The organism is Kitasatospora sp. NPDC004240 (assembly GCF_053603215.1).
Map to the genome: position 1 here is coordinate 1 of NZ_JBSGFD010000069.1, position 15,226 is coordinate 15,226.

General features: G+C 71.6%; 15 protein-coding genes. 4 read left to right on the forward strand and 11 right to left on the reverse strand.

The annotated features are described in order from the left end of the window. Positions 1-1,425 precede the first annotated feature (1,425 nt). Together ACWEQL_RS20115 and ACWEQL_RS20120 are read left to right on the forward strand one after the other, a co-directional pair. Entirely contained in the window at positions 1,426-2,172 is a 747-nt protein-coding gene (locus tag ACWEQL_RS20115) for a hypothetical protein (RefSeq protein WP_452151623.1), read from the forward strand. A 98-nt stretch (positions 2,173-2,270) separates the two neighbouring features. Then, entirely contained in the window at positions 2,271-2,537 is a 267-nt protein-coding gene (locus ACWEQL_RS20120) for a hypothetical protein (RefSeq protein ID WP_452151624.1), read from the forward strand. A 1,331-nt stretch (positions 2,538-3,868) separates the two neighbouring features. Here ACWEQL_RS20120 and ACWEQL_RS20125 read toward each other — a convergent pair. From ACWEQL_RS20125 to ACWEQL_RS20175, 11 genes are all read right to left on the reverse strand, one after another. After that, positions 3,869-4,099: a hypothetical protein gene (locus tag ACWEQL_RS20125; protein WP_452151625.1), complete on the reverse strand. Its 231-nt coding sequence runs from the start codon at positions 4,097-4,099 to the stop codon at positions 3,869-3,871. 243 nt (positions 4,100-4,342) lie between these two features. Further along, the gene (locus ACWEQL_RS20130) at positions 4,343-5,125 is read right to left on the reverse strand and encodes a hypothetical protein (RefSeq protein WP_452151626.1); all 783 of its coding nucleotides are present in this window, start codon (positions 5,123-5,125) and stop codon (positions 4,343-4,345) included. After that, a complete protein-coding gene (locus ACWEQL_RS20135; RefSeq protein WP_452151627.1) occupies positions 5,125-5,535 on the reverse strand; it encodes a hypothetical protein in 411 nt (136 codons plus the stop codon). The genes ACWEQL_RS20130 and ACWEQL_RS20135 overlap by 1 nt, the downstream gene beginning before the upstream one ends. Before the next feature lie 15 nt (positions 5,536-5,550). Beyond that, positions 5,551-6,354, reverse strand: coding sequence for a hypothetical protein (locus ACWEQL_RS20140; RefSeq protein ID WP_452151628.1), 804 nt, complete (start codon positions 6,352-6,354; stop codon positions 5,551-5,553). 159 nt (positions 6,355-6,513) lie between these two features. Next, positions 6,514-6,684 (reverse strand): hypothetical protein, encoded by a 171-nt coding sequence (locus ACWEQL_RS20145; protein ID WP_452151629.1) that lies wholly within the window; start codon positions 6,682-6,684, stop codon positions 6,514-6,516. Then, positions 6,684-6,812, reverse strand: a complete 129-nt coding sequence (locus ACWEQL_RS20150) for a hypothetical protein (protein WP_452151630.1) — start codon at positions 6,810-6,812, stop codon at positions 6,684-6,686. The genes ACWEQL_RS20145 and ACWEQL_RS20150 overlap by 1 nt, the downstream gene beginning before the upstream one ends. Then, positions 6,809-6,991 carry a hypothetical protein gene (locus ACWEQL_RS20155; protein WP_452151631.1) on the reverse strand — a complete coding sequence of 61 codons (183 nt, stop codon included), beginning with the start codon at positions 6,989-6,991 and terminating at the stop codon, positions 6,809-6,811. Before ACWEQL_RS20155 ends, ACWEQL_RS20150 begins: the two co-directional genes overlap by 4 nt. A 51-nt stretch (positions 6,992-7,042) precedes the next feature. Then, positions 7,043-8,575 carry a DUF2637 domain-containing protein gene (locus ACWEQL_RS20160; protein WP_452151632.1) on the reverse strand — a complete coding sequence of 511 codons (1,533 nt, stop codon included), beginning with the start codon at positions 8,573-8,575 and terminating at the stop codon, positions 7,043-7,045. Further along, positions 8,572-8,751 carry a hypothetical protein gene (locus ACWEQL_RS20165; RefSeq protein WP_452151633.1) on the reverse strand — a complete coding sequence of 60 codons (180 nt, stop codon included), beginning with the start codon at positions 8,749-8,751 and terminating at the stop codon, positions 8,572-8,574. Before ACWEQL_RS20165 ends, ACWEQL_RS20160 begins: the two co-directional genes overlap by 4 nt. A 394-nt stretch (positions 8,752-9,145) precedes the next feature. Next, positions 9,146-9,799 (reverse strand): WhiB family transcriptional regulator, encoded by a 654-nt coding sequence (locus ACWEQL_RS20170; RefSeq protein ID WP_452151634.1) that lies wholly within the window; start codon positions 9,797-9,799, stop codon positions 9,146-9,148. 309 nt (positions 9,800-10,108) lie between these two features. Then, a complete protein-coding gene (locus tag ACWEQL_RS20175; RefSeq protein ID WP_452151635.1) occupies positions 10,109-10,405 on the reverse strand; it encodes a hypothetical protein in 297 nt (98 codons plus the stop codon). Between the two features lie 135 nt (positions 10,406-10,540). Here ACWEQL_RS20175 and ACWEQL_RS20180 point away from each other — a divergent pair, with 135 nt between their 5' ends. Continuing rightward, entirely contained in the window at positions 10,541-11,275 is a 735-nt protein-coding gene (locus ACWEQL_RS20180) for a GntR family transcriptional regulator (RefSeq protein ID WP_452151636.1), read from the forward strand. Positions 11,276-12,355: 1,080 nt separating this feature from the next. Then, positions 12,356-14,452, forward strand: a complete 2,097-nt coding sequence (locus ACWEQL_RS20185) for a hypothetical protein (RefSeq protein WP_452151637.1) — start codon at positions 12,356-12,358, stop codon at positions 14,450-14,452. Positions 14,453-15,226: the final 774 nt, after the last annotated feature.

Here is a 15,226-nt window from a genome sequence, read left to right on the forward strand (position 1 = left end):
GGACCGGCCCCGGGGACGGGCGCGGTGTCCGGCCCGGCCGGGCCCGTGGCCTCCCCCGGCGGGACCCCGTCCGCACCGCGCGCCACACCGGCATCACCACGACGGCCACCGGCAGCGGCGCGGGAGGAACCCGAACGAGAAGAGGACACCAGGCACTCCAGAGACAGAAGGGCACACGAGGAGACAACAACGGGAACGACCGGCCCCGGTACCGGGGGGCCGAAAACACCCGGCCCGGAACGGGCCGGGGAACCGACAGCGGGCCCGCCCCGCCCCGGCACGGCCCGGCACGGCACGGCCCGGCACGGCCCGGCACGGCACGGCCCGGCACGGCACGGCGGTGGCCGGAGACCGACCGGCCGCAACGGCCGGACAGGCCCCGCCGGCCAGCCACCGGCACCACCCGGGACGCAGCACGGCCCGGACAACAAGCCACCCACACCCAGAGAAGGTGTAACGCTGGCCGTCAGTCTAGCCACACCGGTACACACCCGGAACGGATTGTTGTAACGAGAACGAGTGAAGGCATGCCACCCAGGACCCGGGTGGCACACGGCACACGAACGAACGGCAGGCGGACGGACGGGTTCGCAACGAACCGAACGACAAACGGACCGGCACCCGAAACCGACGGACCAGGCCGGCGGGAGCAGCGGGGGCGGCGGGGCCGGCGGGCGGCGCCCGGGCGGACCGGGCGGGACAGGCGGGGGCGGCGGGAGGCGGCGGGCAGCGGCCCGGCACGGGCGGAACGGGCAGACCGGCGGAAGGCGGCGGGACGGCCGGCGGCGCAGCGCCGGCACGGCCAGGACGGGCGGCGGCGGGACGGACGAAGAGACCACACCCGGCCGAAACGGCCCGACGGAAGGCGGCCGCAAGCCGCCGGAAGCGCGGCCGACGGGCCGGAGAGGTCACTCCCCCGCACACCCGGCACCCGGCAGGCCCGACGGCAGACGGAAGCAGACGGAAGCGGGTGGGGCCGGGCCCGGCCAGGAGAGATCACTCCCCCGGCACCCGGCGGGGACGGCCCGGCACGGGCACGACGAGCGGGAGAAGCGGGCGGATCGGGCACGACGAGCGGGAGAAGCGGGCGGGCCCGGCGGCCCGGAGAGATCACTCCCCCGCCACCCGGCACCCGGCAGGCCCGACGGCAGACGGAAGCAGACGGAAGCGGGTGGGGCCGGGAGCGGCCAGGAGAGATCACTCCCCCGGCACCCGGCGGGGCACGGCCCGGCAGGCACGAACGGCGCAGCGCCGGACGGGGCCGCGGGGCATGGGGCCCTCGGTGAGGCCATGGCGCGGGTCGCGTCGGTAGCCGTCTGATTCTGCTCCACTCGCGGACTTGCTTACCTCTATGCGTCCATGTAATGTAGTCATCGGCGGGCCGGGAATGACACCCGGCCGCACCAACCAGTCCAGGAGGACGCCATGACCGCTCAGACCATCACCACCATGACCGGCCTCTCCTACTCGGTCGAGGACGTCACCGGTGAGAACGGTGAGGTGACTTACAGCGTCAAGCGCATCGCACAGGAGGGCCTGATCCCGGTCGGCTCCTTCGTGATCCACCCGGACTACAACCCGGAGCCGAAGATGCCCGCGCTGATCAACATTCAGTTCGGCGCTGGCTCGCCGGAGAACCGCCACCAGCGCACGGACGTTCCGGCCACCGGAGACGCCGACATGCCGTACGTGGTCGGTCACCGGATGGTCAACCCGCTCGACCTCGCCCCCGAGTCCCCGATCTTCCTCCTGGCTGACCTCGCCGGGGCGGCCACCGGCACGGGCACCAGCTCCATGAAGCCCGCCCCCTACACCGTGTTCCGCACCTCCGAGCTGGTCACCGCTCTCGTGCTCCACTGGATGCAGCGCGACGACCTGGCCGAGCTGACCGCGAAGTACGCGGCGTTCATCAAGTCGGAGACCCCGTGGAGCCAGCAGTACGCGGAGGCCAAGGCGGCCAAGGTCGACAAGCTGACCACGAAGATCATGAGCATCGGCGAGCGCATCGACGAGCTGACCAAGCAGCGCGACGAGCTGCCCGAGGGTGGCGTGAACAACCCGGACGCCACGCCGGACATGGCCCCGGCCATGCAGATGACCGGCTCCATCAACGCACTCAAGCTCAAGCTCAACGAGGTCACCAAGCAGCTGGCCAAGCTGAAGAACTCCTGACTCCTCCCCCTCCCGCCGGGGCCCCGAGAGGGGCCCCGGCCCCGCTTGCGGGTCCGTCGTTCGTCCATCCCAGTCACGTCCCTCGAAAGGAGTGGATCATGAGTGACCTGTCGTTCCCCGGATCGCCGGACGGTGGCGGTGTCCCCGACGCCGTTGCGTTCATCACCTCCGTGGCAAGCGCCCTGATCGCTCAGAAGTGGGGCGTCCGGGAAATCGTGGTCTACAAGGTGCTCAGCGCACCTGACGCCGTGTCCGTGACGACCACCCGCTACCTGCTGGCTCTGGCGGCCGGTAAGAGCCCCGTGGAGGCTGCCGGGGACGTCGGCCGGTCTCTGCTCGACGACGCAGACCAGAGGGCCGCTTAGGGCCCTGCGCGCCCCCGCCCGCCCCGCCCCCGCTCACCCCTGTGAGCGGGGGCTTCCGCTGCTTGTGCGTGCGTTGCCCTCTGCCTCGTTCAGTCCGCCATGCCCTCGCTCCCCCTCTCCCGCGCCCAGTTGCCCGCCCAGTCGCTCATGGCGTCCTCTCTCGCCTCGGCTGCTCACTGCTGGTGCTGGCTTGGGCTGATCTGCTCTTCCTCACGCTGTCGCTGCTCTGCTCTTCATTGACCGCCGTGCTGGTTGTGCTTGTTCTGCTGTTGCACTGTTGTGCTTCGGTTGTCCTGCCGTCCCTGCTTCACCTCTCCTCTTTGGCTGCTCCGTGGCTGTTCCGTCGTGGTCCCGTCTTCCTCCCGCTCCGCCGCTCGGCTCGGCTGCTGTTGTTCCGCTGTGGTCCCGTCTTCCTCCCGCTCCGCCGTACATCTCCTGCCGGCTTCGCTGCTGCTGATCCCCATGGTTGATGAAGGCTTCGCACGTGCTCCAAGGCCCGTGCCATAGGCCCGTAGGGAAGTAGTCGGCGCATCGCTCCCCCCCTGGCCGCCGCTCTGACCTGCTGCTTCCCAGGACTCTCCGGCCGATCGTGGACCACTCCGTAGGCAATTCCGCAGGCAACTCCGTGGACTACTCCGTAGACGCTTCCGTAGGCAACTCCGTAGGCAACCTCCCAGGATGGTGCGCCCGGCCAGCTGCCGGCCAGTGCACAAGGGAGTTGAATCACCGTGCCCGATGCCCGAGCAGCCTCCGTCCACCGCCGGGAGGAGAAATCACTGTCCGTTGGGGAGAGATCTCTCTCTCCCGACGGTTCGGGGAGAAATCTCTCCCCTGCGGTTCGCAGCCACCTCGGGGGAGAGATCTCCCCTCCGGATCCGGGGAGGAGAGATCACCCTCCGGCGAGGACCGGCGGGAGACCCCGTCGCAGTGGAAGGAGAGGTCACCCTCCCGGGTCGGCGCCGTCACCTTCCGGGGGGTGCGTTCTCAAGGCCGGGTGACGGCGTGTCTCCGGGAGGATGTGGCCGGAGGTCCTGCGGGGCGGAGCCCCCCGCATAGTAGTGAGGCAAGCGGACGCTCTCTCCGCTGGCAGGCGCCCGGCCGCCCGCCCGGTCGAAGACGTCTACGGGGCAGCACGGGACACCCCAAAGTGCTGCTGCACGCAGGGCGGTGCCCGGGTGAAGAAGTCGGAGTCAGCCGGCCCTGGTTGTCCCGCTCGCTGGCCTGCGGATCACATGTCCCGGGACCGGGCCGAGGCAACGAACAGCAGCAACCCCCACGAGCAACCGCCGGGGCAACCCCAGAGGCGACCGCAAGAGCAACCGATCGCGTGGTCAGCGCCCGACGCCGAGGAGGTAGAGCACCACCAGGCCGACGACGAGCAGCCACGGGCGGTCAAGGAGGCGATCTAGGAAGTCGGGGCCGCCGACGCCGGATGGCAGCACGGGGTCGGCGGCACGGAGGTGGACGCGGCGGTTGTGGTCTCTGCGGGCGGTCTCCACCGCGGCCGGTGACTCGTCCCAGGTGCTGGCCTGGAAGACCTCGCAGCGCAGTTCGTAGAGCACGCCCGGGCCCCCTTCCCACCCCTCTCCGAGGGGTCGTAGTCGGCCCTGTAGTCGGGCCTGTAGTCGACCCCTGTAGCTAGTAGTTGTGCAGGTCACGGCGGGTCTGTAGTCGACTCCGCCGGGCTGGGGCCGCTCCCGGGGGGAGAGGCCCCGAGAGGGCTCTCAGAGCATGGCAGAGGCCCCGCCCGGGCGGTCTGCCGAACGGGGCCTGGTGGGAGGGCTGGAGAGGGGGCGTCGGGCCGCCTAGACGGGGGTGCGGTCGACGGCCGCGTGAGGCGGGAGCACGGGTACCCGCCCGAGGACGCTCTGGAGGTGGTTCACCGACCACCCTGGGGAGGTCTTCCGGGAGGCCCCGCTGCCGACCGCCACGGACTTCTTCGGGGGCACCCCCGCCGCCCGTACCGCAGCACCGAAATCGCGGGCGTCGTACCGCGCGAACTGCCGGTGCCGCTGAAGGGCGGAGAGCGCCTCGGAGATGAGCACGTTGCCAGCCCCGCCGTCGGTGGTGGCCCGGATCGCCACCATGTGCTCGATCGCGGTAACCAGCTCGGCCGCGGTAAGGGGCCGGGGCGTGGGCTCCTCGACCGCCTCCTGGTCGTCCTTGTCGTCGTCCAGCTCGTTGTCGCCGCCGGCGTCCTCGACGTCCTGGTCCTCGATCTCTTCGGCCGGCCCGGGGGAGTGGGCCATCGCTACCACCGTCCAGGCCACCAGGAAGAGCACCAGCACCCACCGCAGGTACGACCCGAACACGGCCAGGACGAACACCGCGATCACGATGCCGCACATCACCGCGTCGACCTTCTTGCCGCGGCCGGCCTTGCGGTGGGCCAGCTCAGCGGCCAGGCGCTCCCGCTCACCAAGCTTGGCCCACTCCCCCTGGAGCTTCTGCAGCTCCAGTTCCTTGAGCCGGGCGGCCTTCTCGCGGGTCTCCGCGCCGACGCTGCGCAGGCGCCGGACGAGAACCGGCGAGCCGTCGAGGACGGCCCGCACCGGCACCATCGCTGCCTTGATCCCCTGGGCCAGCATCAGGCACCGACCAGGGAGCGCAGGATCCCGCCGAGGATCGAGGGGACTAGGGCCCAGATGCCGCCGGCGGCCAGGAACGCGCCGGGGCTGATCAGCCCGCACACGATGTCCTTCCAGGGGTTGGCCGAGAGGCCGAACCCCGCCCAGACCATGACGGCCGCCGTCGCGCCGAGGCCCCATCCGCCCATGCTGGTCTGCATGGACTGGCTCAGGGTGTCGCCCACGGTGCCGATCTGGGAGAACGCGCTGGCGGTGCCGGTGACCAGCATCCCGACGCCGAACGCCCAGTAGATGATGTTGTCCTGCTTGATCCGCAGGCGGCCCGCTCCTCGGGCGCCGGAGATCAGGAACAGCAGGCCCACGGTGGCCGCGCCGTTGATGCCCAGGGCGAAGAGTCCTGCGTTGTTCATGGTGATGATCTCCAGTCAGGTCAGTGGGGGGAAGAGGGAGCCGGGGGTGTAGGAAAGGAGAGCGGCTAGGGCGGAGGAGACGGGGATTCGGGTGACGATCAGCAGCGGGACGCGGACCTTGCCGCGGATCTCGGTGACCGGCGTCGCGCCGCCGTCCCGGGTGCCGCCGCGCAGGTACCAGTCGACGGCGTAGCCCAGGCCGGACAGGAAGAGGCCGGCGCCGACGCCCATCACGGGGTCGCTGCTGCTGCGGATCACCGCACCGAGGACCTGCACCGCGCCGAGCCGCCAGCCGAGCAGGGCCGAGATGCCGGTCAGCAGCAGCCAGCGGTTGAACCGCTTCGCCCGCAGCGCGGAGTTGAACAGTTCCCGGCTGACCTGCCGCCGGCGGACCTTGGTTTCCCGGGCGCGGTCCTCGCGTTTGTGGCGCTCGGTGCGATGGCGCTTGGTCTCCCCGGCGAGGGCATAGGCGGCGTCGCGCTCGGCCTGCAGGCGGTGGGCACGCTCGGGCTCGGTCTCGGAAAGGATCAGGGCGATCCGGTCGGCGACGCGGTGCACGCCGTCGGGCTTCGAGTTGGGCTGCTCCCACCCGGTGACCGGGGGGAGGACGAGCTCGTCGGTCAGGTGCCCGTCGGGTCCGGTGGCCTGCCACCAGTCCTGGGCAATCTTCTGGACGGGGGCCCAGAAGCGCTCGGCGGCGTCGTCCAGCGTGGTGGTGGTCGTCGCCTCGACGGGGTCGAGCGGGGTCGGTGTGTGGAGCGGAAAGCCGACGCTGGGCGGGTAGTTCGGGGGCGGGGGGACGGGCGGGGTGGTGGTCATCGCTGGCTCTCCCGGCGGATCAGCTCACGGATGCCCCACGCCGCGACTGCGGCGTCGACCAGGACGAGCAGGCGAATCCAGATCACGGTCTGTCTCCAAGTCAGTACGGGGGCCCGGCCGTGAGGGCCGGGCCCGGTGCGGGGTGGGGGTGGGGGTGGGTCAGGAGGAGCGCCACCAGGCGCGGGGCGCCGGGTGGGAGTCGACGGTGCGGGCCTGGCGGACCTTGGAGTCCATGCGGGCGTGTCCGGCGCGGTCGGCGGCCCGGCGGCGCTGCTGCCCGAATCGGGTGTCGCTGCTGCCGCTGCCGGTCAGGGCGTTCCAGAGGCCCATCAGTCGACCTCGACCGTTCCGGTCACGCTGGCCGGGCAGCCGGTCACGGTGACCAGCACGCGGAAGGGGGCAACGCCGCCGCGGGTGGTCATCGTGATGCGTCGCTGGCGCCCCGCGGTGCGCTTCATCGGTGTGCCTCCCTGCGGTGGCCGTCGGCAAGGCGGGTGGTGGGCGTGACGAGGACGAGTCGCTGCCGGGTGGCCTGGGACGGGGTGGCGTGGCACGGGCGGTCGTCGAGGAAGAGTGCAAGGGCCTGGTCGGCGTGCTCGTCGAAGGACAGCGACGAGGTGCTTGAGGTCGGGGGCATGGTGGGCTCCTGGTGATCGCTGGGGCTGGCGGGCGTCGTGCAGGTGTGGAGTCAGGGGCGGCTGGCGCTGGCGGGCACGAACAGCCCGGTCGGGAGCGACTCGTAGTCGCGGGCCAGCAGGTCCGGCAGTTGCGGGTCGAAGCCGGTCGGTGCGGACGGTGCGAACAGGAGTTCGCTGATGTCGAGGCCGGCAGGGTTGGCCGGGGCGAGAGGCTGCTCGAGGTGGTTCGGCTGGACGGGCTGGTCCGCCAACTGCTGCTCGCTGTCGTCGGCGTAGCGGGCGACAGCGGCAGGGAGCCAGTTGGTCTGGGATTCGTGGAACCGCTTAGCCCGAGGCGTGCCGATGCCGATCGCAGTCGCGGACTTGTTGATCCCCCAGGCCAGTCGACCGTCGGGATGGCGCGGGACGAGGCGGACGAAGGCCTCCATGACCTGCTCGTCGCTCAGCCACTTGCCCGCGCCGTCCTTGTGCTGGGCGTCATCGGGTGGGACGTCGGCGATGTCGCGGTCCATCTGATCGCTGGCCGCGTCCGTTTCGTCAGCAGGGTCCATACCGGCCTCAACCTGGGAGTTCGCGTCGGTGGCGGACTCGGTCTGGGTGGCGGTATGGACTGTGCCGGTATGGGCCGGAACGGCGGACTGGATGCCGATGAGAGTGCTGCGCAGGGCTTCGAACGCGGCGCCGGAGCGCAGGTTCATACCGGCCCATTCCGTCTGGCGCACGCGCTGCTGCAGTCTGGCGACGACCTGTTCCAGCACGGCGGGATCGGCGCAGCCGGCACGCTCGCTGGCGTTCTGGGCGCGGGCGTCGGCCCGTGCTTCGAGCAGGCGGTATGCCCAGCGGGTTGGACGGCTGGCCTTCTTGGTCGCCTCCTGGGCACGGCGGAGCCGGTACCAGCGGTAGGCGGCACGGGCGACACGGACATCGATGGTGGCCTCGTCCTGGTTCAGTTCCTGACGGGCGGCCAGAAGCAGGGCGACGCGGACGGATTCGACGGGGTGGAAAAGCCGGATCAGAGCGAGACGGCGGTCGGCGCGGCCGCGTCGGGCGGCACGGCGCTCCTCCAGCGAGCCGACCTCCCACAGCACGGCGGCGAGCACTGGCCAGACCGCGCGCACGACCGCTCCGACGAGAGAGTCGGCTTCGGTGGCGGAGAAGAGTGCGCTGGTGCCGGCGAGGATCCAGAACAGCGCGCCGGACAGGCCGGGGCCATCGCCGGAGCGGGCGCGACGGCGGGCACGGCGCCCGCAGATCAGGGTGGCGATGTCGAGGGCGACGAAGGGAAGGAGGTCGAACGGGTCGGTCAGGCCCATGACGTTCTGGCCGACGTGGCGCAGCCCGGTTGCTGACAGGGAGGCGGCAGCTGCCGCGACCAGCATGGTGAGTTGGTCCTCAATGCGGTGGCCGCGCCGCACAAGGGCTGCGGTGCGCGACTGCTCGCTGGCGGCGGCGAGCACAGCCCGGCGGCGGCGCAGGGCGAGGGTGGGGCCGAGACTGAGCACGAGCGTGCCGGCGACGAACTGCCAGCTGGTCAGCAGCTGGACCAGGGGTGCTCCGGTCCGGGGAAGGAAGTCGAGGTTCACGGGGTGTCCTTGGTACATGTGACGCTGGTCTGGGGGGCGTGGGCCTGCAGCAGCTGGTGTGCGGGATCAGCGGAGAAGGGGTCTTCGGTGACCCAGTCGCGGAAGGCGTCCCGCTCGGCGACGGCCTGGCTCCACAGCGCCAGCAGCAGCACGACGAGGGGGTCGGCCGCCGCCACCTGGTCTGCTTCCGTCGGGAAAGGACGGGCAGGATGCACAGGTCGTCGCGGCAGGCGAAGTGGCTGATGAGGGCTCGGTTGTCGGCACGGGCCTTGGCCAGGGCGCGGCGGGTCGTGCGGACGTCGTGTCGTGCATGCGCCGTGGTACGCAAGACTCGCTGCAGTGCTCAGCGGGTCAGGAGGCGGATCACCGGACACCTCCGCGGTACGGCGCTCGGACGAGGTGGGTCCGGGCGGTGCGCAGCGGGGTGGCGTTGGCGAGGGTCATGAGTGCGGCGCGGGCCACGGTGGCGGCCGTGGCGAGGCGGCTGGCCGGCGCCAGAGGTGCCTGCGGTGAGCCGGAGGCTGACGTGGAGCAGTCGGGGGGTAGTGCCGTTTGGGCCCGTGTGCCTGGTCATGCCGCCTCCGTCCAGCCGGCGTCGGCGCGGTGGGAAGCGATCAGGTCGTTGCGGTGCCTGACGGCTGCGCGGACCGCGGCGTTGTGCCGGTCTCGCGTCTGCTGGGAGACGGAGCCGAGGTGCTGAAGCGCCAGCCGCTGGACCTCGACTGCGGCGCGGATCCGATTGGTCTGGGCCCGCTGGGCCTGTGTGTCTTGGTCGCGGGCAGCATCCAGGCGCGCCTTCTCGGTCAGCTGGCGCCGCTCGAGCTTCTCCTCGGCGAGTCCGCCGCGGACGCCGTGAACGTCCTCGTCCCGCAGAGCCAGTTCGGTGCAGGCGGCGCGGACCGGGCAGATGGCGCAGTTGTCGCGGATGGTTGCGGCGCGTCGGCGGCGCCAGGCTCCGTTGGGTTCGTCGTCCTGGCGGTAGAAGTCGTTGGTGTCCGGGTCGGTGGCGTAGCAGACGGAGTGCGCGAGGGCGTGGCGCAGTTGGGGCTTGCGCAGTGCGCGGGCGACGAGGTTGCCGTCGTGGCCGGCGAGGTAGCCGTCTGCGGCGAGGACATCGATGGGGTCGATCTGGGAGAGGAACTGGGCGATCTCCGCCTCCTCGGACCGGTTCTCGGACCCGGGGTGGCTGTCGGCGGCTTGGCCGGCTGCCATGGTGCTGGTCATGTGTCGTCATCTCCTGTGGGGGCGAGCCGCGCGCACCCGGTCCCCCAGGGGGATCCATGGAGGCGGCGGTGGGGGACCGGGGCAGCGCGATGGGTGATCGGCTGGTGGCAGCGTCAGTCGGCGGTGTAGGAGCCCCGCGCCGACAGCGGGACGACGCGGACGCCGGTGTCGGTCTCCTCGCCGTCCTGGCCGGCGCGGCACCAGTCGCAGGGTCGTGGCCATCGAAGGTGGCGGGCCTGCTCGCGAGCGTTTGCCGGAGGAGGTGCTGGGCTTCGTGGGCGCCGGGAGCAAGGGCGGCGTGGCTGCCGGTCAGTGGCCGGTGCACCGCAGGTCGTTCGGGACTACGGCGAGCGAGCCGTACTTGTCGTTGCCGTGGAAGATCGCGTAGACGCGGTTGCGGCCGTCGCACTTCGCACCGATGTTGGAGAAGCCGTCGGACATCTCGACGATGTCCATGGGCTTGTCGTTGACCTGGCCGGACTTGGGTGCGTCCATGAACGGCTGCTGCGCCTTGGTGCCGGGCTTGTCGCACGCGGCGGCGCCGAGGACCAGGGCCGCGGTGGTGACGACAGCGGCGGCGGCCCGGCGGTGGTGGCGGATGGGCATGGGATTTCCTCGATTTAGATTGAATCAACTGAGTTGCTTCAGATGAGTCATAGAATGCATGCGCCTGCCGATCACGTCAAGGGAATCGAGGAGCACATGGAAGAGGAGCGCTGGCGGGTGCGGCAAGATGTGCCCATGCCGACCCCAGCTCCGTACGAACGCGCCGCCGCCGCCCTGCGCGAGGACATCCTCAGCGGCAAGTTCCCGCCCGGGGAGTTCCTGCCCGGCCAGCGGGAGCTGGCGGAGCGGTACGGCGTCGCCTACAACACGGCCGGCCAGGCCCTGAAGCTGCTGGCCACCCGCGGGCTGGTCGAGGTCATCCCCCGGCGCGGCAGCCTGGTCCTCACGCCGGCTGCGGCGCTCGAGATCGCCTGGGACACCGACGGGCGCGTGCGGCCGGCCCGCGCCGGCGAGAGCGCCGCCGGCGAGCTGCAGGTGGAGAGCCTGAAGGCTCCGGACGAGGTGAGCCGCATCTTGCAACTGGCCGCGGGTGCCCAGGTCCTGGCCCGGCGCACCGTGCTGACGCACTCCGGAGCACCGTGGGCGCTGCGGATCCTGTACGTGCCGCAGTGGGTGGTCGACGAGGCGCGGGTGCTGGCGACCGCGGAACTTCTCGACGAGGCGCGCGTCCTCGCGGAGCGGGGCCTGGAGGAGACCGGGCATCGCAGCCGCTGGTCCGCCCGGGCGGCCGGCGTCGAGGAGGAACGGCTGCTCAGGTCGGGCAGCTCGCCGGTGCACGTCGTCGAGCGGGTGAGCCTGAGCGGGGACCGTCCCGTCATGTGCGAGGTGACGGCGGTGCGCTCGGACAGAGTGTTCATGTCACGAACGGCTGGTTCTGGGGCGGTTGATCCTGATCAGGCTGATTCGTGAGGAACGCTCCGCATTCCCGTGCGTGAATGAGCAGTCCACTAACAGGGCGGTTGGGGATAGGGTGAGCTCCGGCTGATTTGGGTCAGCCCGCGAATAACAGACGCCCCGTCAGTGCGCGACCGGCGCGATCGCCCGGTCGCGAGCCTGCTGCGGGGTAGTCGAGGTACGAGCACGGGGGGTGTTTCGGCGCGTGGCGGATTGTCGTTCCCGCAGCCGTTCGCGAGCACACCAGAAGCCCGCTGCCCACATGCCGTCGTCGGCCGTGCAGCGGGTCAAGGTGTCGGGCTTTCGGCCCAGCGAAGAGAGCACCCCTTCGGGAGGGGCAGAGATGTCGTAGCTATTACACGGGGCGGGCGCCTCTAGTAAAGGTCGCTCCTCGCCCTTCCAACTGCCGGCCGCGGAGTTAGCGGCTCCTCGACCGGCTCGTCACCGCCCAGGTGGAGTTAGCGGCTCCCCTTGAGCGAAGGCCAGACCTCTCGGTCTGGTGATCACTGCTTCCCAGCAGATGCCCCCGAGGGGGCCCAGTCCCTACCCCGGTGCGTCTTTGCGTGACCGCCGGGTCGGAACGGAGTACATCTTGCAGTACTGCGCTGCCTCTTGTCAGCTTGAGTGCCCGCCGAGGGCCTCGATTTCGGCCGTGCGTCACTCGTCCGTGATGTCCCGGGCGCTGCCAGCCGGTCCTCCGCGCCCGCGATCCCGGCGAGCGGACCGCGCGTGGTGTGCCGTTCCCCATCCGGCCGGCGCAGGTCTCCGTACCCTCATCTCAGCCTGACCCGGGCCCCGCGACAGGCCGCGGACAAGGGGGCGCGAGGCCTTCCCGGTACCCCCTTGTCCTCCTGGTCACGGGGGCCGTCGCGAGCAAAACGCCCACGCCTGTGGACACACGATCCGAAGATTCTCCGGCTTCGTGTCACACGCATCCGCTCACGCGGACCTGTATGGGCTGACACCCGTACGAGACCGCGTCGAGGGAACGCTCCCGACTGACAAGCAGCAGCCCCGCCGGAAGTCCGCAGGGCTGCAAGAGACCCAGCGCAACGAGCCCGGCCGTCACCCAGGAGCCGTTGTGCCAGGAGAGCTGTGCCCAACGAGACCGCATCGGCGCGTTCGTTCGTTCCACCTCCCCAAGGGGCCGCCGACCACAGCCGGCCTGCACTCGTCGCCCTGCCCGGCGGCCTCGCTGCCGACGCTCCGGCGCATCCACTGCAGCTGAGCCGCCGCATGCACAAGCGCCTGGCCGCCGCAGTGCGCGCCCTGCTCGCCTCCACCCCTGATCTGTCGGACGCCGCCCGGCTGCTGCGGATCGTCGTGACGGCCAAGGCCCGGCACGCCGACGGCTGCGTCACCTCCACCCGCGTGCCCGAGCTCGCCCGATGGCTCGGTGTGGGCTGCTCCACCGTCGACAAGGCCCTCGCCGAACTTCGGGGCGCCAAGGCACTGGAGACCTCCGAGAAGCGGGTCCGCGGTGCCGTCGTCGGTCTGACGTGCAGGGTTCCAGGGGTCAGCGCTGCCTCGTCCCGGGGCACGGATCCGCTGGCGCTGACCCGAACCGAGCTGGCGACACTGCTGCGCCTGGTCGAGCCGCTCTTCGCTCCCGGCTGGGTGCACCGCGACGGCAGCCGGACTCCCGCAGGCTTGCTTGGCGAGCGCACCGGGCGCGGCGCGCCGACCGACCGACTGGCTCTCCTGCTCCTCGTGCTCGAGACGCGCCCCAATGGACGGGTGCGGCTGTGCGGCGGCGCCGTCGACACCCGCATCGGCCGGCCGGCCACGACTGCGGCGCGCCTGCTCGGGGCGACCGCGTACCAGGGCGCGCGCATCCTCGCACGGTTGCAGCGCGCGGGCGCCGTCGTGCTGGAGAGGCGGCCCACCGGTTCCGGACTGGCAGGGCGGGGGGAGATCCGCATCCCGGCGGTCGCGGCCGCGTACCAGGGCTTGGGCGGTGCTCATCGGAACCGTCCCCGGATTGCAGACCGCGCAGTTGCGGCAGTCGGGGACCGGCCTGCCACGACTACCGAGGAACCCCAGGTCACGCCAGCACCGTTCGCCGAGACCGCCGGGATCCCAGACCAGGACGATGCGGTAGACCTCCACGCCCACCACTCCCTGGTGGTTGCTGAAGGAGAGTTGAGTGCTGGTCAGTTGTTGGCTTCCGGCGAAGCCGCCTACGGGGTTCCCGCCGATGCCGGTGGTGCGCGCGGGCGCGCGAGGACCGCGCCGCCGATGGAAGGCTCCACTGATCCGGCGGTCGACCTCGGCGCGCTTCGCGCGGAGTCCAAGGACCACGATCACCGCAACACCGCTGGGAGCTCGACAGACGCCGAACCTGACTCGTACGGGCTGCGCCAGCGGCAGCGCACCGCCCTCCGCCCGGTCGGCTTCGTTCTCGACGCGCTCACTCCGGGGCAGCGCGCAGTGGCCCTGCGCGCCGTCGACGTCGTGCTTCACAGGGTCTCCGCCGAGGCCTTGGCCGACCAGCTCGCCAGCCGGATCGGTCCGATGAGCCTCGAAGGTCCGAAAACCGATCGCGGGGTGATCCGCGACCCACTCGCCTGGCTGCTGTCCCAGCTGCCGTCCATCACGCTCTGCGGGACCTGTCGCACCCGTACCACCACGGGCTCCCCCGCCGCGCGCACCGCCCAATGCGACCAGTGCACCCGGGCACGGGCCGAACGGACGAGGGGTCGGCAGACCTGCCCTGGCTGCGGTGACCTCGGCCGCCTAGGGGATCGCGGCCAGTGCGGCCGGTGCGACCACCGGCAGGCGCTCGAGGAAGCGGGTGATCAGGCGGCCTCCGCCGCCACCGCCCGCTTCCCGGACGACCAGGCTGCCCCCGCGCGGGCCCGGAGGTCGGTTGCCGCCTCCGCGCGCGCTGCCGCTACGGAGGCGGCACGGCGCGGCACGGATCCTGTCATGCAGGAGCTCGCCGCTCGCCTGGCTGCGTACGAGACCGCCTCCGCCTGGTGGAGCTCGGCCCCGGTCCCCACCTCAAGCTCGACCGGTGCAGGCGAGGAGGTCGGCCCGCAGAGGTGGACGTGCGCGAGCGCCAAATGCTCCCGTCAGAGCACGGCCGCCGCGCCCGAGTCGCACCTGTGCTCGACGTGCGAGCGAGAGCGCCAGCTCCAGCAGATCCGGGCGGCACGCCACCTGCGACTCGCCCAAGCCAGCGCCACCTGACGCACCGAGCACCTTCGCGGCCTCAGCCCCCGCTCTCGCCGCCGGCTCTGGCGAGGAGAGCGCGGACGAAGCGCGTCCGCGGAGAGGCTGCCTCGCTCCGCCGGGCTCGTCCGACGGCATTTCCGGCCGGGGACTCCGGCGCGGCTGGAGGCAGTCCGAGCCTCACCGGCTCAGCCGATGCCCCCGCACCTCGCGCCGACGCGGCGCACCGACAGGGTCCCGCACCGAGGAGCGCGGTCGGCCACTCAGTCGCACCGCATCGGCTCGGTGCGGGAGCGACCGGTGCGGTACGCAAGGCGCGCGGCGCGGCGCACCCGATGCGGGGTCCGCGGGGTGTGCGGAAGATGCGGTGCGCACATCGGTACCGTGCGCGTGGTGCGAGTGCGCACGGGTACGGGGCGGCGGCTCCCGGTGCGCCGGCCGAAGGCGTGGCGGACAGCGACGAGATTTCGGGGTGTAGGTCCGCCCAGCGCACCGCTGGCGCTGGTTGCTCACTGTGACCAGCGCACCCTTCGCTCGGGCCGGTTGCAGCCGCTGGCGCACCCCTTGTCCGCGTTCTGGGGGACCCCTTGTCCAGGTGACCCTTCGGTCGCAGGCACCCCTTGTCCGGCCTGTGCCATGCCGATCGCACCCCCTTGTCCGGCACTCAGGTACCCCTTGTCCAGGTGGTCTCGGTGCCGCGTTTCCCCTTGACCAGCACGGGCCGATCCGGCAGCTGGATGGGCAGCCGATCAGCCGACCTGTTTCACGGCCGCCCCGCACAGCGCGGCAGCG

Excerpts from the sequence above, each read along its gene's own strand:
- ACWEQL_RS20115 (WP_452151623.1), top strand. The coding sequence starts at position 1,426 with ATGACCGCTCAGACCATCACCACCATGACCGGCCTCTCCTACTCGGTC.
- ACWEQL_RS20120 (WP_452151624.1), top strand. The coding sequence starts at position 2,271 with ATGAGTGACCTGTCGTTCCCCGGATCGCCGGACGGTGGCGGTGTCCCC.
- ACWEQL_RS20130 (WP_452151626.1), bottom strand. The coding sequence starts at position 5,125 with ATGCTGGCCCAGGGGATCAAGGCAGCGATGGTGCCGGTGCGGGCCGTC.
- ACWEQL_RS20135 (WP_452151627.1), bottom strand. The coding sequence starts at position 5,535 with ATGAACAACGCAGGACTCTTCGCCCTGGGCATCAACGGCGCGGCCACC.
- ACWEQL_RS20140 (WP_452151628.1), bottom strand. The coding sequence starts at position 6,354 with ATGACCACCACCCCGCCCGTCCCCCCGCCCCCGAACTACCCGCCCAGC.
- ACWEQL_RS20145 (WP_452151629.1), bottom strand. The coding sequence starts at position 6,684 with ATGGGCCTCTGGAACGCCCTGACCGGCAGCGGCAGCAGCGACACCCGA.
- ACWEQL_RS20150 (WP_452151630.1), bottom strand. The coding sequence starts at position 6,812 with ATGAAGCGCACCGCGGGGCGCCAGCGACGCATCACGATGACCACCCGC.
- ACWEQL_RS20155 (WP_452151631.1), bottom strand. The coding sequence starts at position 6,991 with ATGCCCCCGACCTCAAGCACCTCGTCGCTGTCCTTCGACGAGCACGCC.
- ACWEQL_RS20170 (WP_452151634.1), bottom strand. The coding sequence starts at position 9,799 with ATGACCAGCACCATGGCAGCCGGCCAAGCCGCCGACAGCCACCCCGGG.
- ACWEQL_RS20175 (WP_452151635.1), bottom strand. The coding sequence starts at position 10,405 with ATGCCCATCCGCCACCACCGCCGGGCCGCCGCCGCTGTCGTCACCACC.
- ACWEQL_RS20180 (WP_452151636.1), top strand. The coding sequence starts at position 10,541 with ATGCCGACCCCAGCTCCGTACGAACGCGCCGCCGCCGCCCTGCGCGAG.